Raw genomic sequence first — 19,594 nt, 5'->3', positions numbered from 1 at the left:
AGGCCGATGCAGTGCCTTTTTCCTGCGTTCGTATACCCGTACTTCCATCGGCCAATGGCGTTCGGCAACATCACAATCCTCGCGAGGAACGCACTATGTTTACCCGAATCGCGCTCAGCTTGTTGTTAGGGTTTATTTGCGGCACGACCGGTCTGGTCTTTATGCCGGATCTGGCGCGTGTGATGGGGCCATTGATCTGTGTTGGTGAGCTCCAGCCGGTACGCGATGAAGGGTCACTCCATTTTCGTTGCCGCACGGTTAATGGTACTGAGCAGCGACTTGATCTGAGGCAGATGCTACCGTATGCCGTGATCAGCACTTCCTTGCTCCTCATTCCACCGGTACACACAGCGATTCGCCGGTTTGAGCGTCGTTATATACTGATCCGGCAGGCGATGGAGCGTGATCTAGCGACTTCAGTGCCGGTACGTGCCGAGGTATTGAAGGTTGAGATGGTCGGCTCGTACAAACGGGCAATTCTCATGCGGGCGGTTGAACTTGAACTAACGCTATGGGTATATCCACCGGCGAATCGTCCGTATGAAGCACGGGTGCTGTGGCTCGTTGAAGAGACCGGTTTGCCTAAATTGCATCGCGGTACCATGCTCAATGGCCGGATCAACCCGTTGCGGCCACAGCGGGTCTACCCGGACGAAGAGTGGGCCAGCTATCTTTGGTCTGAACCGGTACCGACGGCATAAATGATGGGGTAGGTTGTCCACCTATCCCCACCCTGTCTTACCTCACCTGTTGGTACGATTATCGGCTATTGGTTGTGGGCAAGCTGGTGTTCCGATTGGGCAGCGTCGAGTAGTATCCAGAGAATGACTGCCAGCAATATCCAGTGCAACTGATCACGGATCAGAGCAGCGATACCGATCACTTCGCGGGCAAAGGGCACCATCGTATACAGCATCTGGAGGAAGCGGTCTGGCCATGCTTCCAGTTGAGTGAAGATCGTGTCAATACCAAGCTGGAACCAAAGGATCTGGTAGAAATAGGCTGCGCCAACAATTGAGAGCAGTGACGTTATGACGATCAAACCCAAAGCAAGATAAAGACGCCAGCGCGGCAGTGGTGCATCGGGGGTTGGGGGTACAGTTGCACCGGGCACCAGTTGTAGCAGACGGTTGGTCAGCTCTGGTGGTGCTTCCCACCGCAACTCGTGGCGGAGAGCTGCATCGAGCAATTCTTCTGGTGGTGTTGGCAATGGCGTGCTCATCCTTCACCTCCTCCCCCACCCCGGCAGCAGGCGTAGCGGTGTAATACACAGCAAGTGTTCGTCAGCCGGCTTCTGTGTCGGCTGACGAACAGCACGCGCTGTTGGTGGTTCATCGGCTTGTAACAGTTGGGCTAATCGCTCCTTACCGCGGCGGATGTGACTCTTGACCGTATTGAGCGGTAGGTCAAGGATTTCGGCAATATCGGTATACTTCAGGTCCTCGAAATAATACAGCGTAAGCACCAGCCGGTAATGTGGTTCAAGTTGTTCGAGCGCTCGTCGTACTTCTAGACGTAACTGGTTTAAGTCTAGGGACTGGGCAGGATCGATCAAGCGGTCAGTATCAGCCACCGTATGCAAGGCATCGAACTCATCGTCGTCGGGGGTAGGTGGCACAATCGGCGCTTGCCGTCCACGTCGACGGAGTTCATCGCGGCACAGATTCACGACGAGCCGGTACAGCCATGTGGTAAAGCGACTTTCGCCGTTGTACTGAGGAAGAGTACGAAACAGACGAATAAAAGCCTCTTGGGTCAGATCGGCGGCGTCATCAGCATTTTTCAACACGCTCATCGCGATGCTATAGACATAATGCTGTTGACTAATAATCAGATCGGTCAATGCCTGTTGATCGCCCTGTTGGGCACGCACAATCGTCTCGCGAGATGGTTCAGCCACAGTTCATACTCCTGATACCATCGGCGGTATCACATCCTCGCTGTAGCTCAGAGACAGCGAGCTTGGCTGAAGATATAGACGACGGCGCGGTGGAAAAAGTTGCGCAGAAAAAAACCGAGCGCCGCAGTCACGCGGCGCTCAGAATATGCTTACGGTACCGGATCGTAACCGCCGCGAGCGAAAGGATGGCAGCGAGCAATACGTTTAATCGTCAGCCAGCCACCACGCAAGGCACCGTACTTCTGTATCGCCTCGTAGCCGTAGTGCGAGCAGGTGGGGGTATAGATACAGCTCGGCGGCGTCCACGGCGAGATGGCGACTTGATAAAACCGAATGATTTTTAGAAGTAGCCAGCGGAGCATACGGTTACTCCAATGGATCCTTACCGATAGCAAAGGCGCACGACTCACAATTCCCCTGACCGATACATGAGATCTGCTCAACGGCGAACCGGCGTCCACCGCTCACCCAGGCGGTAGCCTCTTCGAGGATACCACGGGCGATATAGAACACCGGGCCGGGTTCAGGTCGGGTAATGCAGTTTGAGCAGCGGGTAATGTGGTAGACAAAGCGCCCGCGTTCCTCCTCGACATGGCTCGACTGGTCGGAGAAGCGGTCAAATGTTTGGGCAGTGGCGTTCAGCACGATCTTGAGTTTCATGGTGATCGGCATCAGCTTCAGTGCCAAATCCGCCATCCCAAGTAGCGGGCCGAACTCCTTCAGACCAAGCGAGAACGCAACCCGTCCGGCGCGCAACTCAAGACCGCGTGCTCCACGCGGCCCGTACATCGTGCCGAGCGCGACCGAATACTTCGAGATAGCCTCAAAGGGAAACTCGCGCTTCAAGTCGTTTGGCGGATAGGCATCGATGTACTGGTGCAGATCGGCAAGCCGGAGCAGGGCCTTCACGCCGTTCTGACCCATGACTTCCTCCAGCGACAGGAAGCAGAGTCGGCCGATCTTGTTAGGGTAGTACAGGCCGCGGAAGGCTTCTACTGACGTCATGGGTTCTCTGGCTCCTTCTCACAGCAACGAAGAGAACGATTTGTTCCACGAATGCTCATACTATAACAGAAAATCGCTATTAGCGCACCGTCTCCCATACCAAATGCGCTAGTTCGGGCAAGATGAGGCGTTCCATGCCGAGCTGGACGGCGTTAGGTGAACCCGGTAGACAAAAGATCAGTGTTTCACCGAAGACACCGGCAGTTGCACGTGAGAGCATTGCTGCCGGCCCAATTTCGGCGAAGGAGAGCATGCGGAATAGCTCACCAAAGCCGGGCAACCGTTTCTCGAGCAAGGCATCAATCGCTTCAAAGGTGCTGTCACGTCGGGCAATTCCGGTGCCGCCGTTGGTGATGATAACTTTACACCCTTCAGCAGCAAAACGACGCACCATCTCTACGATCTGCGCCGGCTCATCTCGCACCACGGCATATTGTACCACATTATGACCGGCTTGCGTCAATGTAGTACGAATAAAGTGCCCACTTTCATCGGTGGCTTCAGTACGGCTATCGCTAATCGTGAGGACTGCACAAGGAATGGATGCCGTTTGTGCTGCTGCCGACTGACGGTGTTCTTGGTGACCCATAGGATAGCCCTCGCCGTTGGTTAACTTGCTGTATCCTACCATATTTTGGGCAGATGTGCCAATGCGAGAACGACAAGCACGCAGTTGGTATACTGTCGCAATCAGTTCTCGATAAATGTGATAAACACTGAGGCAAATTTCTGCACTGTTATCTTGCAAATACCTTGTATTCCAAATCGGAATGTGATATAGTTGTCTCAGATCTCATCCCATCTTCACCCCTAATATTCCACAGCGTAGCGTTCCTCCTTTGCGTTCTCTCCTCGATTCGGTATTCGGCCTGCATCGGTGGAGGTGTCAATGTTAGCAACCACAACGGTTGGTGTCGATCACGATGAGGTGATAGCCGCTCTACGGCGCTGTTACGACCCATGCTGCAAGGAGCGACAGGTGAGTGTCGTCGATATGGGGCTGGTTGAGCGGGTAACGGTTGACGGTACACAGGTGGGGATCGATATTATTCTTACCACCGGTTGGTGTCCGTTTGCCGTTCATCTGCTGCAAATGATGGAAGAGGAGGTGAAGCGACTGCCCGGGGTCGAGCATGTGCAGGTGAACATTACGTGGGATACACCTTGGTCACCGGAACGGATGTCAGCTTTAGCCCGTGAACGGTTGCGGTTGCCACTTGAACAGTTGCTACCACTACGTGAAGCTCGGCTGCGGAGTGCGCAACAGGAGGTGCGCAATGATTGAAGACGCCTTTGTGTTCGATTGTGTCTGTCACGTGTTTAATTTTGATAAATCGAATGCGTTCGGCAAACCGGGTGAGATGTTTATTGATCATCTCTACGCCTTTCACCAAGTGCTGAATGCGCCCGGTGAGAAGACCCTCAGCCCCGAAGAGTATATGCGCCAGTGGCATCCTGAAGAGATCGGGCGCATGGTGTTTGATGAAAGCCCGACCGATATGATCGTCGCCCAACCGCTGCCGCTGACCGATTTGTTCAAAGATGGCTTGTCGTCGTGGGAGCGGTGCGCCGAGATGGCACGGCTCTACCCGGATCGAGCCATCTTTTGGGGACGATTAATCCCCTCGAGGGCAAAAAAGCGCTCGATCTGATGGAGATTCAGGTGAAGGAGTATGGCGCACGCGGGTTTAAGCTCTATAATGTCCGCTACGATTATGGTCAGCCCTTCCCATGGCGGATGGATGACCCACGAGTCGCCTTTCCAATCTTCGAGAAGGCGCTGGAATTAGGTGTCAATATCATCGGTGTGCATAAGGGCGTGCCGCTTGGCCCACAACCCATCGAACATACCCAAGCATGGGATATGGATGGTGCGGCGGCGAATTTCCCCGAGATTAACTTTATCATCTTCCACGTTGGCTTACCCTTCATCGATGAGGTGTGCTGGCAGTTGGTGCGCTATCCGAACCTCTATGCCTCGATTGCGGCAACGGTCAATTTCGTAACGCGGTCGCCGCGGGTGTTTGCCGAGACGATGGCGAAGCTGCTCTTCTGGTGCGGCGAGGATAAGATTATCTACGGTGGTGAGACGCCGATCTGGCATCTACGTGGTGCACTCAAGGCGTTCTGGGAGTTTGAACTGCCCGAAGATATTGTTGAAGGCTATGGTTGTGGCCAGTTAACGAAAGAGGCGAAGAAGAAGATTTTGGGCTTGAATCTGGCCCGCCTGCACGGGATTGACGTTGAGGAGAAGAAACGTAGCCTCGGTTTGGCAGCGTGACGAGTGACGGCTCCACGATGAGGTGAGGTACCGGCGGGTGCCATCTGTGGCAAGAGGGGTGATCGTCGGTTCACCCCTCTTGCGTTCTTTCGGTGTTGTGTTGGTGGTGCATAAGGCCACCGATACTGTTACGTGTCACGTAGCTCAGTTAATAACCATTCCAGCGCTAAGAGATACCCTCGCCAACCCAACCCGGTAATCTGACCACGTGCAATCGGGGCAATGACCGAGGTGTGACGAAACGCTTCGCGTTGATAGACGTTCGACAGATGAACCTCGATGATCGGCGTCGAAAGCATAGCAAGGGCATCACGCAAGGAGAGGCCATAATGCGTGAGGGCGCCCGGATTGATGATAATGCCCTGTGCATCCCAACCGTGGCGTTGAATGGCGTCGACGAGTTCCCCTTCGTGGTTCGATTGAATGCAGATGACCTGAACATCTGCCTCGGCACCACGCTGTTGGAGGGCGGTGTTGATGTCGGCCAGCGTGGTGGTGCCGTAGATGTGGGGTTCACGTCGGCCCAACATGTTCAGGTTGGGGCCGTGAATTACGAGAATGGTAGCTGTCATCACCGTGTTCTCTTTGGTATTGTTTCCAATTGATGATTTAGCGACTTACCAGTGGTATAAAGATCGGTTCGCCAAACATATCTGCCCGATAGAGATAGATCATTGAAAGCCGAATCCTACTCTGTTGTGACGGATCGCGCCGCGATGTCGCAGTAAGCACCAGGTCGTGGCGCAGTGCTGCCGGCTGGATCGGCGGGAGGTTGACGATGACCCTGATCCCAACATCGCGTTGGCCGCCGTTGAGGGTAATTTCGTTGGGGATCACCGTCACCCCGAACCTACTATCCAGCCCACTCACTGTCAGATCGAAGGTGTCGAGCGCATTGCCCAGATTTTCGAGTTCGATCCCACTAAAAGTGAGCCGGTTGATCCCAGACGGGATGCCACGTAGACGGTCACTGCTCAGTACGACACCGGTTACCAGCCCTACCCTCACCCGATCGAGCACACTTGCTTTGACCGACGGATCACTGCGAGAGATAGCAGTGACTCGCAAATTGCTCAGCACGGTATCGGCAGCAAGACCTGCTGGTAAGGTTAACAAGACCGCAATTTCACGACTTTCACCCGGTCCTAAATCAATTTGGTTCGGTGTCGCAATGGCGCTTAATCCGTCGCCTTGAAGTGCGGTAATAGTGTACGAATCGGCGCTGAAACCGATGTTGCGTACCGTGTGCGTAATGACGGTAGTCATGTCGGGTAATGCGATCACGTTACGTTCTGGTTCGATTACTACATTCCGTAAAGCACCGACTTGGATGGTGTGCTCGGCGCTTGCCAGTATGGTTGTGTCGCCGGTGGCGCGGGCAGTAACGGTGATCAGATTGCTGGTACCGGGTGGTGCGGTGGCAGGGACAGTGACAGTCACCGTAATGAGCATACTGCTTCCCGGCGTGAGGACGGGCGTGGTGACCGGTTCGATGACCGGTGCTGACCAACCGGGATCGGCACTCTGGGCGGCCAAATCATAGGCAGTAGTGGTTGAGCCGCTGTTCTGGAGGGTGTGGGTCAAGACAACGGTTGCGCCCGGCGTACTGTTCACCGTTGTGCCCGGCGAGAGTACAGCTCCGTTCACCGCATTGACGGTGACGCTATCAGCAACATCGGCATATACTGTCGGATTGCCTTGCGAGGTGGCGCGGATGGCGGCGGTTGCGGTTGCGCCGGCGGCGATGCCGGTTGGAACCGTGATCTGCACGGTCACCGTGATACTGGCATTACGCGCAAGGATAGGCGTCGCCACCGGATCGACCGTCGCCGTCCAGCCGCTCGGTAACCCGCTGAGGCTGAGGGTGAAGCGGTCGGGTGCATTGCCGGTGTTGGTCAAGGTGTGGGTAAAGGTGACGGTTGCCCCCGGATCGGCATTCGCATCGAGCGGGGTGGGCGCGAAGCTCAGATTGCGGATCGTCGTCACCGTTACCGTGGCGGTTGTACTCGCCGTGCTATCGGGTGCAGGCGGGGTCTGGCCGCCGTTACGGGCAATTGCACGCACTTCGATTAGCGTATCGCCGCCATCAGCCGTCGCTGGCACATCTACTTGTAAGGTGTATGTACAGGTGCTGCTATTGGTCGGCACTGGCGAGGGGCAGGTGGTGCTGCTACCGGCGAGGTTCCAGCCGGTAGGTAAGGTTTGCTCAAAATCAAACGGGGCCGGCGCATTGCCGCCGTTGCGCACGGTGATAGTGATCGTTGCCGTCGCACCGGGATCAACCGGGTTAGGGGCCACGATTGGCGTACCCACAAAGATCGGCGTGCCGCCGCCGATGACCTGCGCCGTGCCAGTCGCCGTGCGGTTGGCTGGCGGGTTAGCGCCGCTGGTGACACCGGCTTGGACGGTAAAGTTGTAGAAGCCAACCGGCTCACTGGCGCCAGCGGTAACGGTGAGAGTGATCGGGCGCGATTGTCCGGCGGCCAAGGTGAAGTTGCTGGCTGGGGCGGCGGCAAACGTCAGGCTGGAAGCGGGAGTTGTGCCGGTCGGTGGTGTGATGAGAAAGGTATCGGTAAAGTTGCCGGTGTTGGTCAGCACATAGCTAAACTCAACCGAACTGCCCGGTGTCAATTGGCGGGTGGTTGGGTCCAGAGCAGTAAACTCGAAGCTGCGCACCACCGGAACGCGCACAGTATCGGTCGTCGGCGGATCGCTCTGCTCCGTGAAGATCTGCGTGCCCTGCTGACTCACCGCGCGCACGCGGAATGCAAACGGGTAATCACCGGCAATGAGGGTTCCACTATCCGGTACATTGACGACAATGGTGAGTGTCGTCGTGGCACCGGCAGTCAGTGTTGTGCTGCCGAATGTAGCCGAAACAATACTCCATCCGGTCGGTGGCGTACCGCTGAATGCCGGTAAGCCGCTGCTGCCGTCAGGTCGGATCACGCTGAGATTACCGGTCAACTGGCCGGTATTGGTCACAGTATGGGTAAAAGTGATCGTATTCCCGCTGCGTTCGATAATGTAACCGGGCGAGACTACCGGTTGCGCGGGAGTAATGGTCGCGGCTTGGGCAACGGTCGTTAGGGTGATACTGTTCGAGACCGTTTGATCGCTGCGTGCGGTAACAGTCGTGGTGTCGGTATCACCGGCTGCCGCTGTAAACGGCACGAGAACGCCGATCAGTATCTCGGTGCTGCCTTGGGGTGGCACCTCGACCAGAGCGGGACCGCTCGTCCAGCCGCGATCGCTGGTAAGGTTTAAGGTATAGGTACGGGTGACCGATGCAGTATGGCTAAGAGTCAACGTGTACGTCGATGTGCTACCGATACTCACAACCCGACTACTGCCACCGGTCACGGTGAGCGTAGCGGTTGGTGTGGCACAGGCATCGGTGGCACTGACGTTGAGCGCGTTGGAGAACGGTGAACTATTGCCGGTTGTCGGATTGTGGACGGTAGCGGTGATATAACCAAGACAACCGGTAACGTTGGCGCTGAAACTGCCGCCGGTTGTCGTCGTAACGCTGGTCAAGAAGACCGGCCCCTCCCGATCGCGGTCGGTAATACTGGCGCTGGTGGTAAAGATTTCGACTACGCAGTTTGCTCCGCAGCCCGTCGATCCGGTGACAATTGGCGAACCGGCGGTAATCGGGTTGAAGGTTGGCGCGACTAACCCACCGTTAGCTCCACTACCAAGGCTAATACCGTCACCTTCGTTATTTTGGGTCGTGTTGCGCGAGATCAATACTCCCGAAATACTGTTGGCGACAAAGATACCATGACCGAAACTTAACCGACCATTGCGCACCAATCGGTTGCCGATTAGTTGGTTGTTGCTACTGTTAACGGTAATGCCGTGAGCGGTACTGAAGGGGTTTACATTAGCCTGGCCGGTAAAGGCGATAAGGTTATTTTCAATTCGATTATTACTACCACTATTGAGTTGGATACCATCTTTACGAGTAGTCGTACCACTTCCCGGTGTCTCGCTACTCGAAGCGCGGACACCGATACGGTTACCAACGATCAGATTACTACTCGCATTATTACGTATATTGATGCCGCGGTCGACGCCACCAATGAGATTGTTACGTACTGTCGTATTACTGACGCCACTTAGTCGTAATCCTTCACTCTCGGCAACAATGCTGCTGGCAAGGATGCCGTTACCATCAGCCCGCACACCGAGATAGTTCCCCTCTACGATGTTGCTGTTAGCGGTACAGGTAGTGCATGGTTCGATCAATACCGCTGCCCCCGATCCGGTATAAGCAAAGTTACCGGCGGCGATCACATTACGGTCGGACGGGTTGGGTCCGCCGATCTGCGAATTACTACCGTTCTCAATATAGACCGTGGCGTCACCAGTACCGTAGCCAACAGTTGGTTGGTTGATAGTGGTGGTGGTTGTTTGGGAACCAGTTGGATCGGTACCCAGATAGTTGCCCCGCACAATCGTGTTACCGGATCGAATGCGGATCGCATTCGTGCGCGCACCGACAATCACGTTGCCCGGCCCGATAACGGTGTTTACACTGTTGCGTCCAACGAAAACACCTTCACCACCGTTCACTTGATTGATCGTGCCGTTACCGACCGGGAAGGGATTACCACCTGCATTGAGGGCAACACCGATCCAGTTCCCGACAATAGTCATAGGGCCGGTCGCGAATTGGGTATCGCTGATCACAATCCCGCCGTTGGTGTTGCCGCTAATATAATTTCGCCCACCCACCGGGTCAATTGGATCACCGATCACCGTGTCGATTGCACCGTACACAGCGCCGCCCGAAACTAAAATACCGATCCGGTTGGCAATAACCGTACCGGTAGGTGTAACGCCGATCCAGTTGCCGGTAATCCGGGTAGTACGTGGAATGCTGGGCGAGCCGGCGCTTGTCGAGTTGCTAAAGAGCACAATACCGGCAGCGTTGGAACCGAGATAACCACCGATCACATTACCACTGATAATGGTGTCGCGGGCATATTGCTCAATAGCGATACCACCGAGGTTTGTCGTTAACGGTGTGACCGGTAGGGCGGCATCGCCGGCAACGGTCGTGCCGATGTAGTTGCCAAGGATTTGGTTACCACTAACGAAGGCAGTGCTCGTGGTATTACCAATCGAAATATCGGCAATGACATTACCACTTATGACATTACGATCAGACGGATCACCGGTTCCGATCCGGTTATTGCTTGCGCCACCATCGACGAGGATACCATACCCCGTGTTCGGTTCAGGCAAACCGTTCAGATGGCCGATCCAGTTATTAGCGATCAGATTGTTCTGCGCATTGTTATACAGGTAAATACCGGCACCGCCGACACTGGTACCGCGACTAAAGCGGATAATCACCAGTCCGCGAATAACGTTGTTATTGGATGCGATGCCCAAACCATGCGCTGGGATCGGGGTATCGTTAGCGTCACGCAACTGTTCGCCGCTGATGACCACCGTATGCCCATTGCCACCGTCAATCGTGGTATTGCCTTCGGTTAGTGGTGGTAGCCCGGCGTTTTGGATGTAGATCGTTCCGCTCACGCTAAAGGTGATCGTGTCGGGGATACCATTACTGTTCGCGGCATTGATAGCTTCGCGCAGTGTACATCCGTTGGCACTGGTGGTACAAGTCCCGTCGTCGGTGTCGGCCAGTGAGTTAACTACAAATGCAGCGGCGTAGACCGGTTTGGTTGTAGGCAACAAGCCGATCAAGATAATTATCAGGATGGCAACGTGCAGATGACGGTGCATAGGGCCATTCCTACTGGAGTATGAGCGGAATCCAGACTACCGGTACCAAGACGCCTGATGAGTCGCGGACAATTGCTGTATTCTGAACTTCTGCCCCGCTCAGCGGTTCAGTCGAACCGGGGATTGATGCCCAAATGCGTAACGTTTCGCGGCTACCGGGCAAAATCAATTCACTGATCCGTACTCGGACACGTAACGTAATCTGATTAATCCGACCGGCGCCGGCGATGTTGTCGAGTGTCACCGTATTGCCGCTGATCGTAACACCACTCGTTCCTGACTCAAAGGCTACCATTGTACTGCCACGGCTGGCGGCAAAATTGAGTTGGAAGGTTGCGCGGCCATTGCTGGTATTGCGCAGCGTGTGCAAGAAGACGACCTCGCGACCAGCTTGCACGTCTTGTTCATAGCTGCTGCGTAATTCGGCCCCATACCGCAACCCGACGCTGGTTGTGTCACTCATCGTGATGGTTTGTGCGCCGAAGCCACGTGGGGTAGCGGTAATCACGGTTGTGGCCCGTAGCGGATTACCGTCGGGGTCGGTAGTCTGGGCGGCTGACGGTACAGTGATACGAACTGCAATCTCGGCGCTGGCTCCCGGCGCTAATGTAACCGTCGGTGTCAACACAGTGGTGTTGTAGGTGTCTAGTCCAATCGGATCGGCGGTAGCGGCACTAACGTCAACCGGCACCGTCACATTACCATTGTTAGTGATGCGGTGGTGGTAGATGTACGTGTCGGCAGGGAGAACGGTCGCTGTACTATTAACCGGATCGGCGATGAGTACCGGTAGAGCCTGGACGGTGGTAGTGAGGGTTTGTGTAATCGGATTGAGAGCCGGCGCCGTTAGCGAGAGGGTTGTCGTGTCGGTAATCGGTACTTGCACCGATGGATGAGAACCCGTCGGCAGCGTGAGGGTAACGGTAAGGAGCTGGCTGGCACCAGGCAAGAGGGTAAAGCGTTCGCTCGGCGCGACGGTCGCTGTCCACCCGCTGAGGGTTCCGGTTGTGGTAAGCCGGATCCGATTAACGCCAAGGTTTCCGTGGTTTTCGATCCGTAGTCGGTAGTTGATGGTGCTACCGGGAGCAGCACTCTGTTCAATCGGATCGATTGGAATCAGTCGTAGATCAAAGACCGGTGTGAAGGAACGGAAGACTGAAGTATTACCGAATTGGTCGGTAGCCGCGAAGACGAGCTGACGATAGCTCTGTGGTGGCGGACTAAGAAGTGTGCTGAATGCACCGGCCCCATTCACACTGACATTAGCGAGTTGCTGCCAACCTTGCTCGTCCGGTGTCGGTAGATCGGGATCGGTGCTGTAAATTTGGATGGAACAACTAACACATGCCGATACCGGCTCAAGATTTGCTTCCTGTTCGGCAGTACTGGTAAAGACATTCCCACTCACACCACCGTCTTGGAAGAGCTGGAGGTTAAACGGCGGATCGATGCTATGGTTTGGCCGGTCGAGGTTCTGATCAGGATCAGGTAGTGTGCCGTTGTACAACGTTGTATTGACCAACGCGATCCCGCCCAGCGTATTGGCCGCCATCTGATTTTGTGTAATACTGACGCGGCGGGCGTTGTCGGTAACGCGGACGCCGTAACCGGTGTTAGCGCGTAATCGATTGGTCGTGATGGTAACACCGAGGCTCGTACCGCCAACTTGAACTCCATCTCCGTTGTTCTGCTCAATGACGTTATTATTGTTGATGGTGATGGCGGATGAATGAGTCAGTTGAATCCCATCATCTGCGTTGAGGCGGATTTGATTGGCAGCGAGGGTAGCCGTTGTCACATTGGTGAGGGCAATGCCAATCCTGGCCGGACGAGGGAGCGGGTTCGACCCACCGTTCGGATCGGCGATCCAGCCGATTTGATTCTGCTGAACGGTTACCTGCTCGACATTATGTAGTTCAATACCGGTATTGCTACCATCACCGGCGATCAGATTGTTGGCAATGGTTATCTGTGCGCTGTTCCCGACTCTAATTGCAGGGCCGTTGTTTGGGGCAGCAACACTAAACGCATCACCGGTTGTATCGCGGCGCAGCCCGAAGGTATTAGCACGAATAGTAATGGTTAGATTAGTCGTGCCACCGATCTCGATCCCAGGGCCATTGGTTGCTGCAATCACATTTCCACTACTATCACCGATGGTTACGTTGGCGCTATTGACTACCGTAATCCCGGCGCTCGTACTACCGAGTGCAGTACGACCATCGGCACTGAGACCGATGATATTACCGTCGAGCGTTACCCGGCCCACATTATTGATGTGAACATCATAATTGGTGTTGGCAGCAATGACCGATCTGGTCATTGTCACTTCAGCAACACCATCAAACCGGATACCGCCATTATTGACAAAGGTTGTTGTGACGTTGGGGAGAACGCCGACAAACGTGCGCGTGATGGTGGCGTTAGCAACCCCGTTACCGATCCAAATACCTGGTCCACCGTTACCGCCGATCTGCACATCTCCGTTATCACTGCCGATTGTTGCCGTGCCGGTGCTTTCGCTAAATCGGATCCCACCCTGGTTGTTCGGGCGGGTGCTCGTGCGGCTCCGACTTAGCCCAATCACTGTATACCCATTGATCATTGTTTGCACCGGTGCCGCTCCACCACCACTCCGCACGTGTATTCCATACCCGTTGTTACCGCTGATCACGAGCGGTTGGGTGACGTTAGGGCTGCCGATCATCGTTCCTCGGGCGCCATCTTCGATCCGGATACCATCGCCGCCGTTACCAAACGCCGGTTCACCGTCGAGATTTACGCCGATAAGGTTACTACTGATGGTTGTCGTATAAGTCTGTGTGCCGCCGATAAGAATACCGCTCAATGAATTCGCACCGATGATATTGCGTTCAGCATTTGTGGCGCCGCCGACAATGTTGAGTTCAGTTCGGGCATTAGGATCGATGGTAAGGTCGCTCAGAATCTGAATACCGTACCCACCGTTCGATCGAGCGACGGTTGAGGTTGTGAACAGCACACCGATCCGATTGGCCTTGATCGTGTTTTGTGAAGCGTTTGTGATGACAATCCCATTCGCGATATTACCGGCAATCGTATTCGGTTTGGTTACATCACCAATCTGATTATTACGGGCCGCACTGCCAATGATCACGATGCCGTTGCGATTCCGCTGGGCATCGGGTGGCACTGTTCCATCAAGCTGTAGTCCAATAATGCAATTCCGCACCGTATTACCGGCGCTGCTGATATAGATCCCACTGCCGCGATAGCTTCCGGCATCGCTACTAGCACCATAGATGACCAATCCTTCAATCGTGGCATTACCACCGTTCAGTACTAAACCCGCATCGGCGCCGTTGGCATTAATAGCAATCAGTGGAGTGCCAAACGATAGATCGGCGCTAATCACCACGTTTGGTCGGGTTAGCGGAGGCAGTCGTTCGGTTAGCGTAATGACGTAAGGAGGGGTGCCTACAGTACCTTCGGTGATCAAGTTGAAGTTGATACTGATCGGGTTTGTCCCGGAGGTGGCGTTTGCTTTGGCGATGGCTTGGCGCAGACTACAATTGTTGTTAGCGAGCGAGTCGATACAATGGTTATTCAGATCCGTGACTGCTGTATCGGCCAGTGTATCGACAAAAAACTCGGTCACTTCTGATTGCCCCAGACTCACTTTGGGCCATAGCAGTATACTTGCGATGAACAGAAGAATCGCAATCCACCATACTCTGCGCCTGTACATATCCTTTGCCTCAACGAACAATACGCAGCATTGAGGGTGCTGGTCACCCTTGATGTGCTTTGGCTTACCTGTTGCTGTTGATTGTAGCATGGCGGATTGGAATGATGTCGAGCAACAGGTCTTTAGTCCTGATTTTACAAGCGAGGTAAGACCCCAATGGTGCGCAGGTAGGCGATTGAAGTTGCGTACTGTTGATCTTCGTATAGACTGATCTGCTCTTCACCGGAACCGCGTTCCCACGGCGTGCGCCAGTCATCGTCACGGAGGCGCATCGTTTGGGCAAACAGCCGCAAGACCGGCAGCACCTCACGCACATCGCAGGGCGGATACCCTTGCCACCAGTCATCATCGAGAATACGCACGTGACGAGCACTATGACTGACCAGCTCAATCTGACACGCGACATCAGGCGCATACTGCTCGATCAGGCCAAACAGACGACGAATGTCCAGGTCGCCCTCGCCGAGCGCACAACGCACGAGTCGCCAACCTTGGGTGGTGGGGTACGTTTCATAATCGGCCAGATGTACATTCCGAATCAGTGGGCCGAGCCGTTCAAACGCCGTATACGGTGTTTCACCGACAACAAGGCAGTTCACAGCATCGAAGCAGACACCGATGAAGGGGCTATCGACTGCGGTGCAGATCGCAGCAAGATCGGCGCTCGTTGCATCCTGATGGTTTTCAACTGCCAGCACAATATTGTGTTCGGCGGCCAGATCGATCACCGCACGCAGACGGGTCGTGACATCGGCCAAATGTGCCGACCAGTTGTCGGTGAAAGAACGACGATACCCTTCAAGTACTGGGCTGATCAGGACACGCAGCACGTGTGCACCGAGTATCGCCGCTGCCGGAATATGAGCCTTTAACAGTTCGATGTCGACAATCTCGCTATCAACAACCGGTGTGAGACCACAGCGATTGCACCGCTCGCGGAGTGTACTGAGCCGGTTGGGCGACAGATCGGGTAGCATACTGAGGGGAAACTCAATACTTTGCAGACCGGCGCGGGTTGCCAGAGTGATGATATCTTCGACACCAAGTGGATGACTAACGGCACGCACCGTCCCACGCCCGATCAGGCCACAGCGATAGCTAAAACTTAAAGCGGAAAGACCGATGAACACGGCCAAACCTCATCAACACCAATAGTGTAGAACATTATGATACCACACGTGGCAGACGACGTGATTCGCGCGGGGTATGGAGACACGGATAGTGTTCTCCATTATTTACCCACTACTATGTACCGGCAGGTTGTTGAGTTGTGCTAGACGGAGCACGCTGTTCGGCGATGGAAGCTATCGCAATTCCGCTAAGCAGCAGCACGATCCCGCCGAACTGTAAGAGTGCCAGTGTCTCACCGAACAAGAAGAAGGCCAGCAGGGTTGAGCCGATGGGTTCGCCGAGAATAGCCACCGCGACGTAGGTCGCCGACAGACTGCTGAGCGCGTAGTTAAAAGCGGTATGACCAAGGAGTTGCGGGCCAACTGCCAGGCCAAGAATGAATAGGTAGGTGATCGGTGAGAAACCGAAGAATTGCTGACCGGTCACGATAGCCCACACGATCAGCACCACGGCTGCACTGGTGTAGACGAGCCAAATGTAGGCCAAGACTGATAATCGTCGGCGGAGATCGCGCCCGATCAGGAGGTAAGCGCTCGCAGTCATGGCACCGATCAACGCCAGTGCGTTCCCAAGCAGTGGGTTGCTTTGTACAAGATTGGTACTATCGCTCACGCTGATGGCAATTGTCCCGATGAGGGTCAGGGCAATCCCGAGCAGCGTCGTCCAATGCAGACGTTCACGAAAGAAAAAGAGCGATGCCAATCCGACCCAGAGCGGGTTTGTCGAGACCAGAGCCGCGCTGCTTGCAACCGAAGTATACTCCAATGAGCTGATCCAACTGGCGAAGTGAATGGCCAGAAAGACACCGGCTCCCATACCGAAGAGCACATCACGTCGGCGAAGCTGACGGATCTCGTGTCCGGCCCGACTCAAGGCCAACGGGGTCAAGATGAGTGCTGCCAGCCCAAGTCGGCCGGCGGCAATACTCAACGACGACATACCGGCCCCTTGCGCGTAACGGATCATGATCGAAGCCGTTGACGCGATCAGCACACCGGCGAACAGAACGGTATATAGCCACAAACGATGTCGGTTCATGCAGTTACTTTCGTCCAGCGTATCAGCGAAGCAGCGACCCAGGTCGGTGGTGGTGTCTGGTACAGTTGGGTGGCATCACTCGCCACCAGATCGAGAATCTCGCCGTGGAGGGGGCCGCGCAGGAAGCGGAAGACCTGCCCCGCATCACGGGCATCGCTTTTCGCGCGAACACAATGTTGGTTATACCCCCAATAATCTCCGGCAGCGAGTAAATGGATGCCTTCTTCAATGGTTTGGCGAGCCAGGGCAAGACCACCGGCTTCGGGAGCAAGCGATTGTTCAGGCGGATCGCCGTAACCGATACCGTGATGAAAGGGATCGGCGGTAGAGACGATGACGGCATCACGGGCCAGTTCGACCAGCTCGTCGATACCGGGCAACGCTTCAGGATGACCACCGGCCAGATAGGGATAGCGTTCGATCACCTGTGGCCCGCGAATACCGCGGCGACGAGTTTCTAGATCCCAAAAGAAGCGGAAGCTGTAAAGGGCATGGTCAAGCTGCCATTCATTACCACGGTCGAGACCCGGTCCCTGAATGCCCCAGTAGCGTTCGTGAGTAGGCGAACCACCGGCAGCTACCCGTCGGCGGGCCTGTTCCATCTCATCGTTCCACGCATGCAGCACACTAATCACCAATACACGGTCGGCGCCGCTATCGAGGCAGGCGTGAACTGCGGCGGCAATCTGGTACCCACAATCAGCTACCCCGGCATGCGGAAAGACGATCACGCCACCGGCAGCCAAGGTGGGTGCTAGATCCCACTGTCGTGCTCGCTCCAGTAACTCATAACCACCACGCTCGCCGAGCGCTTCGTGTTCGGCCCGATACAGATCGTGAATGGCTCGATTCAGCTCATCATGGCGCATACCTTACCCAAATTGCTCGACAAAGCGCTGATCGCCACTATAAAACCAACGGATGTCATCGATGCCGTATTTGAGCATTGCAACCCGTTCGGGGCCAAACCCACCGGCAAAGCCACTAAACTCAGCCGGATCGTAACCGCCGTTGCGCAACACATTCGGATGCACCATCCCACAGCCACCGATTTCAAGCCAGCCCGCATACTTACAAATCCGGCAGCCCTTTCCACCGCAGAGGAAGCAGGTCACATCCATCTCGGCGCTTGGTTCGGTGAAGGGGAAGTAGCTTGGGCGTAGCCGCACCTGCGTACCCGGCCCAAACATACGCTCGGCAAAGAAGCCCAATGTTCCCTTGAGATCGGCCATCGTCACATGACGACCGACTGCCAAAAACTCAAACTGGTGGAACATCATCTCGCTACGCACCGTCACTTGTTCATTCCGATAGACCTTGCCGGGGATCAGCACGCGCAGCGGGTTGGGTGCATTCTTTCGCATCGCGTGAATCTGGCCGGGAGAGGTGTGGGTCCGCAACAGTACCGATGGCGCACCGGCCGGCATCTCAACATAAAACGTGTCTTGCATATCGCGGGCCGGGTGATCGTCGGGGAAATTGAGCAGGCTGAAGTTAAAGGCATCGTATTCAACTTCAGGGCTTTCCCAAACCTGAAACCCCATTTCGGCGAAGATCTGCTGCACTTGACGCAAAATTTGGTTGGTGAGATGGACATACCCAACAGCAGGTCGGCGACCGGGCATCGTAATATCGATCCGTTCAGCAGCCAACTCAGCAGCAATCGCCTGGGCTTCCAACCGTTCTTTGGCGGCTGCGAACGCTGCTTCTAACTGTTCACGCAACGAGTTCACACGCTGGCCGGCCAAAGGTCGTTCGGCGACAGGGAGGGTACCGAGACTGCGGCTGAGGCGGGTCAGACGACCCTGCTTACCGATGAAGCGGCTCTTCCATTCGGTGAGGGCTGTCAGATCGGTAACGGTGTTGAGAGCGTCAAGTGCTTCTTGTTCGAGTGTAGTCAGTTCATCGAGCAGTGTGGTCATGCGGCACCATTTGCTTGTGATACGGGCAGTATTTGCGTTGCTATTATACCTTAGTTATGAGGTATGTTAGCTAACGGGTGTTCTGAGCGAATGGTTTGCTGGCGAAGCGCTTCAAACAGAATAATACTGCCGGCCACCCCGGCGTTTAGCGATTCGATAGGTCCGGCCATCGGGATGGTAATGGTGGAATGGGCAAGGGTACGCGCTGCGGTGCTCACACCGTGGGCTTCATTCCCGATGATCAATGCCGCCGGTTGGCGCCAATCGACAGTGTAGTATGGCTGTTGCGCAGCGCTATCGGCAGCGTATACCGTGTAGCCGGCCAATTCGGTTGCAATGTCGTCCCATGGGAGTAGGCGGAGTGGCACAATGAAATGTGCTCCCATCGCCGCCCGGGCAACTTTCGGGCTAAATGGGTCGGCTGTACCGGGAGCACAGATCACAAGACCTACTCCGGCAGCGGCTGCCGAGCGCAGCAAGGTACCTACGTTACCGGGATCTTGGATCTCGTCGAGTATGAGGCGGAGGCCGGGACGAGGTGGGAGGTCGGGCCAGGCGACCGCCGCAACCACTCCCTGTGGTTGTTCGGTATCGGCAGCAGCGGCGACGACAGCAGGAGTGGCCGGGAAACAGCGTGGCAAGTCTTGGAGCTGGGCAAGCAATGTCGCACCTGCTGCCGTTGTCGCTAATTGGTCGGGTGCATACAAGACTACCTGTAGATGGGCACCGGCGGCCAACGCATCGCTCACAAGACGGACACCTTCGATCACGAAACTACGCTCACGTCGGCGAAGTCGAGTGGTATCGGCCAGAGCACGCAGTCGTTTCAC

General features: G+C 55.4%; 17 protein-coding genes. 4 read left to right on the top strand and 13 right to left on the bottom strand.

The window, feature by feature from the left end; genetic code table 11:
• The first annotated feature begins 95 nt into the window (after positions 1-95).
• Entirely contained in the window at positions 96-701 is a 606-nt protein-coding gene (locus ACP5OT_RS09105; protein ID WP_424674512.1) for a hypothetical protein, read from the top strand.
• A 65-nt stretch (positions 702-766) separates the two neighbouring features.
• Here ACP5OT_RS09105 and ACP5OT_RS09100 read toward each other — a convergent pair whose 3' ends face one another.
• The 5 genes from ACP5OT_RS09100 to ACP5OT_RS09080 all read right to left on the bottom strand — a co-directional run bounded on the left by ACP5OT_RS09100 (position 767) and on the right by ACP5OT_RS09080 (position 3,494).
• The gene (locus ACP5OT_RS09100) at positions 767-1,222 is read right to left on the bottom strand and encodes an anti-sigma factor (RefSeq protein WP_424674511.1); all 456 of its coding nucleotides are present in this window, start codon (positions 1,220-1,222) and stop codon (positions 767-769) included.
• 3 nt (positions 1,223-1,225) lie between these two features.
• Positions 1,226-1,900, bottom strand: a complete 675-nt coding sequence (locus ACP5OT_RS09095; RefSeq protein ID WP_424674510.1) for an RNA polymerase sigma factor — start codon at positions 1,898-1,900, stop codon at positions 1,226-1,228.
• A gap of 149 nt (positions 1,901-2,049) precedes the next feature.
• On the bottom strand, positions 2,050-2,262 hold the full coding sequence (yidD, locus tag ACP5OT_RS09090) for a membrane protein insertion efficiency factor YidD (protein WP_424674509.1): 213 nt from the start codon (positions 2,260-2,262) through the stop codon (positions 2,050-2,052).
• Positions 2,263-2,266: 4 nt separating this feature from the next.
• Entirely contained in the window at positions 2,267-2,905 is a 639-nt protein-coding gene (locus ACP5OT_RS09085) for a 4-vinyl reductase (RefSeq protein ID WP_287904450.1), read from the bottom strand.
• A 79-nt stretch (positions 2,906-2,984) separates the two neighbouring features.
• Positions 2,985-3,494 (bottom strand): MogA/MoaB family molybdenum cofactor biosynthesis protein, encoded by a 510-nt coding sequence (locus ACP5OT_RS09080; protein ID WP_424674508.1) that lies wholly within the window; start codon positions 3,492-3,494, stop codon positions 2,985-2,987.
• 300 nt (positions 3,495-3,794) lie between these two features.
• Between ACP5OT_RS09080 and ACP5OT_RS09075 the strand changes: the two genes are divergently transcribed.
• The 3 genes from ACP5OT_RS09075 to ACP5OT_RS09065 are packed head-to-tail and all read left to right on the top strand — an operon-like array spanning position 3,795 to position 5,186.
• A complete protein-coding gene (locus ACP5OT_RS09075) occupies positions 3,795-4,190 on the top strand; it encodes a metal-sulfur cluster assembly factor (protein ID WP_424674507.1) in 396 nt (131 codons plus the stop codon).
• Positions 4,183-4,557: a hypothetical protein gene (locus ACP5OT_RS09070; RefSeq protein ID WP_428131952.1), complete on the top strand. Its 375-nt coding sequence runs from the start codon at positions 4,183-4,185 to the stop codon at positions 4,555-4,557. Before ACP5OT_RS09075 ends, ACP5OT_RS09070 begins: the two co-directional genes overlap by 8 nt.
• Complete coding sequence (locus tag ACP5OT_RS09065) at positions 4,512-5,186, top strand: amidohydrolase family protein (RefSeq protein WP_428131949.1); 675 nt, start codon at positions 4,512-4,514, stop codon at positions 5,184-5,186. The genes ACP5OT_RS09070 and ACP5OT_RS09065 overlap by 46 nt, the downstream gene beginning before the upstream one ends.
• Positions 5,187-5,314: 128 nt before the next feature.
• On the opposite strand, the gene aroQ is transcribed toward ACP5OT_RS09065, so the two are convergent.
• From aroQ to ACP5OT_RS09025, 8 genes are all read right to left on the bottom strand, one after another.
• Positions 5,315-5,758: a type II 3-dehydroquinate dehydratase gene (aroQ, locus tag ACP5OT_RS09060; RefSeq protein WP_424674504.1), complete on the bottom strand. Its 444-nt coding sequence runs from the start codon at positions 5,756-5,758 to the stop codon at positions 5,315-5,317.
• A 37-nt stretch (positions 5,759-5,795) separates the two neighbouring features.
• Positions 5,796-10,946 carry a beta strand repeat-containing protein gene (locus tag ACP5OT_RS09055; protein ID WP_428131947.1) on the bottom strand — a complete coding sequence of 1,717 codons (5,151 nt, stop codon included), beginning with the start codon at positions 10,944-10,946 and terminating at the stop codon, positions 5,796-5,798.
• A gap of 10 nt (positions 10,947-10,956) precedes the next feature.
• Complete coding sequence (locus tag ACP5OT_RS09050; protein WP_424674502.1) at positions 10,957-14,583, bottom strand: beta strand repeat-containing protein; 3,627 nt, start codon at positions 14,581-14,583, stop codon at positions 10,957-10,959.
• Positions 14,584-14,807: 224 nt separating this feature from the next.
• Positions 14,808-15,803: a sugar phosphate isomerase/epimerase family protein gene (locus ACP5OT_RS09045; protein ID WP_424674524.1), complete on the bottom strand. Its 996-nt coding sequence runs from the start codon at positions 15,801-15,803 to the stop codon at positions 14,808-14,810.
• Positions 15,804-15,918: 115 nt separating this feature from the next.
• Positions 15,919-16,842 (bottom strand): DMT family transporter, encoded by a 924-nt coding sequence (locus ACP5OT_RS09040; protein WP_424674501.1) that lies wholly within the window; start codon positions 16,840-16,842, stop codon positions 15,919-15,921.
• Positions 16,839-17,711: a hypothetical protein gene (locus ACP5OT_RS09035; RefSeq protein WP_424674500.1), complete on the bottom strand. Its 873-nt coding sequence runs from the start codon at positions 17,709-17,711 to the stop codon at positions 16,839-16,841. The genes ACP5OT_RS09040 and ACP5OT_RS09035 overlap by 4 nt, the downstream gene beginning before the upstream one ends.
• 3 nt (positions 17,712-17,714) lie before the next feature.
• A complete protein-coding gene (gene pheS, locus ACP5OT_RS09030) occupies positions 17,715-18,764 on the bottom strand; it encodes a phenylalanine--tRNA ligase subunit alpha (protein ID WP_424674499.1) in 1,050 nt (349 codons plus the stop codon).
• A 50-nt stretch (positions 18,765-18,814) separates the two neighbouring features.
• Complete coding sequence (locus ACP5OT_RS09025; RefSeq protein ID WP_424674498.1) at positions 18,815-19,594, bottom strand: TrmH family RNA methyltransferase; 780 nt, start codon at positions 19,592-19,594, stop codon at positions 18,815-18,817.

Source organism: Chloroflexus sp. (assembly GCF_049970315.1).
Taxonomy (GTDB): Bacteria; Chloroflexota; Chloroflexia; order Chloroflexales; family Chloroflexaceae; genus Chloroflexus.
The sequence above is the reverse complement of the archived record's forward strand: the minus strand, read 5'-3'. Positions and strand labels throughout refer to the sequence as shown.

What these genes read in the sequence shown, in the direction of transcription:
- ACP5OT_RS09105 (WP_424674512.1), top strand. Translation starts at nt 96, where the DNA reads ATGTTTACCCGAATCGCGCTCAGCTTGTTGTTAGGGTTTATTTGCGGC.
- ACP5OT_RS09100 (WP_424674511.1), bottom strand. Translation starts at nt 1,222, where the DNA reads ATGAGCACGCCATTGCCAACACCACCAGAAGAATTGCTCGATGCAGCT.
- yidD (WP_424674509.1), bottom strand. Translation starts at nt 2,262, where the DNA reads ATGCTCCGCTGGCTACTTCTAAAAATCATTCGGTTTTATCAAGTCGCC.
- ACP5OT_RS09085 (WP_287904450.1), bottom strand. Translation starts at nt 2,905, where the DNA reads ATGACGTCAGTAGAAGCCTTCCGCGGCCTGTACTACCCTAACAAGATC.
- ACP5OT_RS09080 (WP_424674508.1), bottom strand. Translation starts at nt 3,494, where the DNA reads ATGGGTCACCAAGAACACCGTCAGTCGGCAGCAGCACAAACGGCATCC.
- ACP5OT_RS09075 (WP_424674507.1), top strand. Translation starts at nt 3,795, where the DNA reads ATGTTAGCAACCACAACGGTTGGTGTCGATCACGATGAGGTGATAGCC.
- ACP5OT_RS09070 (WP_428131952.1), top strand. Translation starts at nt 4,183, where the DNA reads ATGATTGAAGACGCCTTTGTGTTCGATTGTGTCTGTCACGTGTTTAAT.
- aroQ (WP_424674504.1), bottom strand. Translation starts at nt 5,758, where the DNA reads ATGACAGCTACCATTCTCGTAATTCACGGCCCCAACCTGAACATGTTG.
- ACP5OT_RS09055 (WP_428131947.1), bottom strand. Translation starts at nt 10,946, where the DNA reads ATGCACCGTCATCTGCACGTTGCCATCCTGATAATTATCTTGATCGGC.
- ACP5OT_RS09040 (WP_424674501.1), bottom strand. Translation starts at nt 16,842, where the DNA reads ATGAACCGACATCGTTTGTGGCTATATACCGTTCTGTTCGCCGGTGTG.
- ACP5OT_RS09035 (WP_424674500.1), bottom strand. Translation starts at nt 17,711, where the DNA reads ATGCGCCATGATGAGCTGAATCGAGCCATTCACGATCTGTATCGGGCC.
- pheS (WP_424674499.1), bottom strand. Translation starts at nt 18,764, where the DNA reads ATGACCACACTGCTCGATGAACTGACTACACTCGAACAAGAAGCACTT.